The 5,835-nt window shown below is 49.9% G+C and carries 5 protein-coding genes; 3 read left to right on the forward strand and 2 right to left on the reverse strand.

Annotation, left to right across the window (positions count from 1 at the left end):
- Positions 1 to 105: 105 nt before the first annotated feature.
- Complete coding sequence (locus tag J4G02_12810) at positions 106 to 909, reverse strand: tetratricopeptide repeat protein (protein ID MCE2395459.1); 804 nt, start codon at positions 907 to 909, stop codon at positions 106 to 108.
- 635 nt (positions 910 to 1,544) lie between these two features.
- On the opposite strand from J4G02_12810, the gene J4G02_12815 reads away from it, so the two are divergent.
- From J4G02_12815 to mtaB, 3 genes are all read left to right on the forward strand, one after another.
- Positions 1,545 to 2,354 (forward strand): OmpA family protein, encoded by an 810-nt coding sequence (locus tag J4G02_12815; protein ID MCE2395460.1) that lies wholly within the window; start codon positions 1,545 to 1,547, stop codon positions 2,352 to 2,354.
- Positions 2,355 to 2,633: 279 nt separating this feature from the next.
- Complete coding sequence (locus tag J4G02_12820; GenBank protein ID MCE2395461.1) at positions 2,634 to 3,428, forward strand: phytanoyl-CoA dioxygenase family protein; 795 nt, start codon at positions 2,634 to 2,636, stop codon at positions 3,426 to 3,428.
- A gap of 25 nt (positions 3,429 to 3,453) precedes the next feature.
- Entirely contained in the window at positions 3,454 to 4,809 is a 1,356-nt protein-coding gene (mtaB, locus tag J4G02_12825; GenBank protein MCE2395462.1) for a tRNA (N(6)-L-threonylcarbamoyladenosine(37)-C(2))-methylthiotransferase MtaB, read from the forward strand.
- Here mtaB and J4G02_12830 read toward each other — a convergent pair.
- Positions 4,798 to 5,700: a hypothetical protein gene (locus tag J4G02_12830; GenBank protein MCE2395463.1), complete on the reverse strand. Its 903-nt coding sequence runs from the start codon at positions 5,698 to 5,700 to the stop codon at positions 4,798 to 4,800. The genes mtaB and J4G02_12830 overlap by 12 nt on opposite strands.
- Positions 5,701 to 5,835 lie beyond the last annotated feature (135 nt).

Consider the following 5,835-nt stretch of genomic DNA (forward strand, 5'->3'; position numbering starts at 1 on the left):
ACGCAAAACCGTGCTAAAGCAATCTGTATCCAAAGCACAAATGCTTGGGCTTTAGACCTAAAGGATTTTTTGGTAAGTACCGAGATGAATGGGCTGCCAACCCCGCTATTGCCCCAACATCTGCTTGGCAACTGCAATCTCATCTTGAAACTGGGGCAAATCTGCCGCCCGTTCTAGGAAGAGATCCAAATACCGTTTCATCGTGAGACGGTCGCCCCGCTTTTCGTACATCCGCGCGAGGTGATAGTATATCTCCGTATCCTCCGGGTTAAGCGATCGAGCCTGTTCGTATGCACGGATTGCGAGATCAACCTGTTCCGTCTCCTGATAGGCGTGTGCGAGGTTATAATGGGCGTCTGGATCACTCTCATCTAATGCAATGGCTTGCTGATAATAGCTTATCGCCTCCTCAAATTGATCGCGCGCATGATAAGCACCCGCCAGATTGAAGTATGCATCTTGAAAGGTTGGATCCGCTTCAATTGCCTTGCGATACGTTTCGATCGCCTTACCAAACTGATCCGCGGTGTCATAAGCATAAGCCAGATTGTTGAGGAAAGCTGGATTTTCGGGAGAGAGTTCAGTCGTCTTTTCAAATGCTTGAATTGCTGGATCCGTTAGCTGCATGTCTATGTAGACCAAACCGAGCGCGTTATGCACCTGCGCGTTCTGCTCATCAATCGCCAACGCCCCCTGAAATTGCTCAATCGCTTTCTCATATTCGCCCATTTCGTGGTACACTTCGCCAAGTTCCAGATAGCCCGTCGGATCTTCCGGCGTGAGTGCCATTCCCAGCCTAAGTCGCGTCGCCTCACGACTCAGTTCCTCTTTTCGCTCTGGTTTCTTCTCGGCAGGTTGGCAACTCAAATAGAGGGCGGAAAATAGGAGAAAAACCGGAAGTATTTTCATCTGTGAAACCTCCGACGCGATAAACATTAGAAATTCCTTGCGAATTTAATTATAGCAGAGCCACCCACAGTGTCAACGACTTTCTGCAAGGAGAAAATTCATTGAGATTTAGTCCGCGTTATGCTACTATTATAACCCAAGTTGCTAGGGCGTGTTGACATTTTGAAGCTGTTCATTCGGCAAACGCTCTAATCATCAGACAATCTGACAAATGGAGCGCAAACTGTTAGCTTGCAACAGGGGATCTCAATCTAACAGATCGGGGTACAAAAATAGAGTAGGTCGAGATTCATATCTCGACAAAATACACAGCGTGGCGGGAAACAAGCCGGGGGCATTGAGCCAAAACTATCGCGCAATGTGCTAGGGGGTGTCGATTTTGGAAAATCGACCTACAGAAATCCGAAGCTATCTCTGATATGCGAACAAAGGGTTGGGAGATCCAACCCCTACGAAGGGCATGTGCCTGTGTGCCCCCTTGATTGTCTGATTACGATGAAATGTCAACAGAACCTATGTCGTAGCATACTGCTTAAAGTCCGATCCTATTCGGAAGGAACCCCGTGCATAGGATTCATCAATTCAATCAACCAATGAACTAATGAATCAATGAACTAATTAGGGGAGAGAGACGAATGAAAAAACAACTGTATCTCATTGGCGGTATCGCAGGGGCAATCTTGCTCCTACTTGTCACCATTATGAGTTACTACATATTCAAATTTAAGAATAACTTTGAAGCAGAACAGGAAAGTCGGATTACTTACGAAAAAAAGGCTGAACAGTTACAAAATGAATTGACGACAACCCAAGCAGAACTTGAAGCAAAGAAAAACAAGATTGATCTCCTAGAGAACACAATCGACGAGGTACAAGAACGTGCAACCAATTTGAATGAAGCCAAAGCAAAAGCAGAAGCGGAGGCGACGAAACTTCTTGCAGAGAAGCAACGTAGACAAGAGGAACTAAAACGGAAAGAGGAAGAATTCCGAGATCTCCGCGGGGAACTCCAAAAAGAAATCGAAGCGAAAGAAATTACTATCACCATGCTCCAAGGACAATTAACCGTCAACCTAATGGATAAAATTCTCTTCGATTCCGGAAAGGCCGACCTTAAAGCTGATGGAAAACGTGTCTTGGACAAGATCGCTCAGACTTTCTTAAACCGCTTTCCGGATCGAGAGATTCGCGTTGAAGGGCATACGGACAACGTTCCGTTCAGAGGTTCAGTCTTAAACAATTGGGACCTATCCACGCAACGAGCGATCTCGGCTGTTCGCTATCTACAAACGCGTGCGGGTGTGGATCCCGCCCGTTTGGCAGCGGTTGGATATGCCTACTACCGTCCAATCGATACAAACAAAACCCGCAAAGGCAGAGCGAGAAATCGTCGAATCGAAATTATTGTGAGGCCCCCGAAAGAAACGGAGGCACAAGAGTTTTAGTCCTGTTGTTCCGTAGCTACATATCGAGTGTCTTCACCCGGCAGCCCCAAAGAACTATAGTGGATCTCAGAATTAATGAGACATTCCAAACCGGTGCGGTTAGGAAACCGCACCTACCGGCCCCGATAAATCGAGACCGCTGCACAGAGGGGCGAAAGCGTCTATTTATTTTTAGAATTCACCATAATTAACTAATCGCTTTCACGTTTTACGCATCACGTTTCACGCTCATTGCGTTTTGCACTTTCTTTTGACCCAAACCAAAAGGAGATTCTATCGATGTCAACGAAGTCACCCGTTAAATTTGGGCATCAAGAACACACCCAGTTTATGGAGGAGGGGTACGTGAGACTCGGACACCTCCTATCAAGTAAAGAACTAGCCGCGTTGCAGCAACGAATTGATGACATTATGCTGGGCCTTATACCTTACGACAATATGCGCTTTCAACTCGATAGTACCACCGGCATCTACCGCGAGGCACCTCCGGAAAGTATAGGCCACAAGGGCGCGACACTCCAATACCGGAAGATTATGGACCTTGAACAAGACCCCTTGTTCCTCTCCTACATGCAGCATCCGCTGCTACGAGACATTACACGACGTTATATCGGTGAGGATGTTTCAATCTACCGGGCGATGTTCATGAATAAGCCTGCCAATCAAGGCACAGTCCTGCCGTGGCATCAAGATGTCGGAGTCGGCTGGGGACTGGATCGCAACCCTATCATCACCGTCTGGATGGCGTTAGACGACGCAACAGTCGAAAACGGCTGCATGCAAATCGTGCCCGGTATCCATAAACATGGTGTGATAAATGAGGGACATTTCGCTACGGAAGCGGAGGCAGAAAAATACCAGTTGGAGGAGAATGCTATTGATTTGGAAGTGGAGGAGGGCGAAGTCGTCCTGCTGAATAACCTCCTACTCCATCGTTCCGGGGTAAATCCCACCGGCAAACAGCGACGCGCATTCAGTGCAGCCTATATGGAGGCAGCGACAAAACATGTGGGAACGGGTCAGACGTTCCCAGTGATTTTCGGTAAAGATTCACTAAAGCCATCTGAATGTTGATCTAAGCCATCGAAGGAGAACGAAAATGCCAACAGCGGCACTCATCACCTTGGGATGCAAGGTGAACCAATACGACACACAAGCGATGCAGGAGATCATACTTCGTAACGGATATACCGTTGTGGGGGAGAAAGACCCCGCGGACGTTTGCATCATCAATACCTGCACCGTGACCAATGCCGCAGACCAAAAAGCCCGTCAAGTCATCCGGCGAGCGGTTCGGAAAAATCCCGACACCGAAGTCCTCGTCACGGGTTGTTACGCTGAGAGTGATCGGGAGGCAATTGAGGCGATTCCGGGCGTCTCGCTCGTCTTCGGCAATCGTGAAAAGGCGGATCTTCAGCAGTATCTAGATTTGGTTCACAAATCATGGGAGAAAAAGGACCGCTCACCGCTGTTGCAGATCGAGCCTGTCCATCACGACGCCGTTCGGGAACACGCGAATTTCAGTATATCAGTGAGCGAAGCGGGCAGGCATACACGTGCACTCATCAAGGTACAGGACGGGTGTAGCGCCTTCTGTACCTACTGTATCATCCCCTATGTCCGGGGACGTATGACGAGCCGTCCCTTACCCGACATCGTGCAAGAAGCGAAACAGATCGCCGCAAATGGATACAAGGAAATCGTTATCACCGGCGTGCATCTAGGGGCTTATGGACTGGATATCGGTCGTCAGATAACCATTGCAGACATTCTAGAACACATTCACCCAATTGATGGGGTTGAACGCATCCGCTTCAGTTCCATCGAGGCGATGAATTTCCCACCAGATCTGGTTGATCGGATGGCAGCGCTGTCCAAGTGTATGCCTCACTTCCATCTGCCGTTACAGGCTGGCAGCGATAAAATTTTGCGCCAAATGCGCCGCCACTATACGCGCATACAATTCTCGCGCCTCGTCGAAAAACTACGCGCCTCGTTCCCGGATGTGGGAATCACCACCGATGTCATGGTCGGTTTTCCGGGCGAAACCGATGCCGATTTTGAGGAGTCGCTTCAATTTGTTGAAGAGATCGGTTTCAGTCAGTTACACGTTTTCCGCTACTCACCCCGACGTGGCACTCCCGCAGTGGATTACGCGGATCACGTACCACCCCACGTCTCAGCCGAACGCAGCAAAGCGATGATCGCGTTAGGCAAACGACTCGGACTTGAATTTCGGAAGGCTATGCTAGGCAAGACGATGAACGTATTGGTTGAGGACAGCCGCGAAGGCGCGGAGGGGCATCTAGCGGGATTCACAGAGAATTATCTGCGGGTACTGATGGATGTTCCCAACTCAGCCGTGAACGAGATTTTGCCGGTGAAGTTGATGACGTTGGAGGGTGAGTTTATTCGGGCGGAAACAACTAACGCATCATTCAACTCAAATCTGTGAGGCGAACTCATCAAGCATCTGACGGATATTGCGTGCAGCGCCAACAATGAACAAGGGGGCTAAGGCACCCCGCCCGTGCAGCGCCTGAAGTAGGCGGTCAATCTGAATCATGCGGGCTTTCGCGGTGCGGCATTTGGGCCACCGTTCAACGAACTCACGCGCCGGCCTCGGATTACCGGTTCTCAAGGACCTGGCACTTTTACGCCATGCCTGCCATCTAAAGCTGTGTCCACAGCTTGCACACTCCAGTCTTTCATCTCGCTTTTTCAGACTTTTGCGGTAATCCCGCCATCGGCGTTTGTAGCCGCACACAGCACACTCGATATTGCCGTGCACATGAAACGCGACTGCTTGGCATTTGGGGCATTCTATTTCAGGGCGAGACCGGCGGTGTCTGACGACTTGCTCTTTCGACTCAAAAACGGGTTTGCGTATCATCAGACCGCAGCGAGGACAAGGCAGGCGGACGCGGGCTTTCACCGAGCGATGGTAGGCTTTTCGATCCCACCGTTTACCGCAAGAGCACCACAACTCCTCTGTTCCACTCAACAAGTTATGACAGTCAAAGCAGCGTGGACTCTCACGAAGGAATTCACGGCAGTCGCGCCAGAGTAGTCGCGCAGTACAATGCGGACAATGGAACCAGTTTTCGTGCGTACCACCGTCGCTAGCGTGAAATAGGGGATCAATTCGGCGCTTCACCTTTGTTCTGCATTGGGGGCAGGGGACCAATCCGTCTCGGTAAACATCGGCGACCGCTGCGATGTCCGCGCAGCGACCGTAGAGCTCCCAACCGACAGTCTGCAGCAGATCGTCATCGTGGAGACCTAACCGAGCAGCGCGGTAGAGACGACGAATCTTGATAGGTTTTACACGCGGAGACCACTTCATGATTCTTCTGGCTATACCTTCAAATCAAAGCCATTGGTTATCAACATAAACAGGAGATTGACCGCTCCCCGCTCTAAAGAACAGGGATTGTTTTGTTAGCAATTCCACATTCTCGTTCTTAGAGTTTAGCGTCTG

It is taken from the genome of Candidatus Poribacteria bacterium (genome assembly GCA_021295755.1).
Classification (GTDB): domain Bacteria; phylum Poribacteria; class WGA-4E; order WGA-4E; family PCPOR2b; genus PCPOR2b.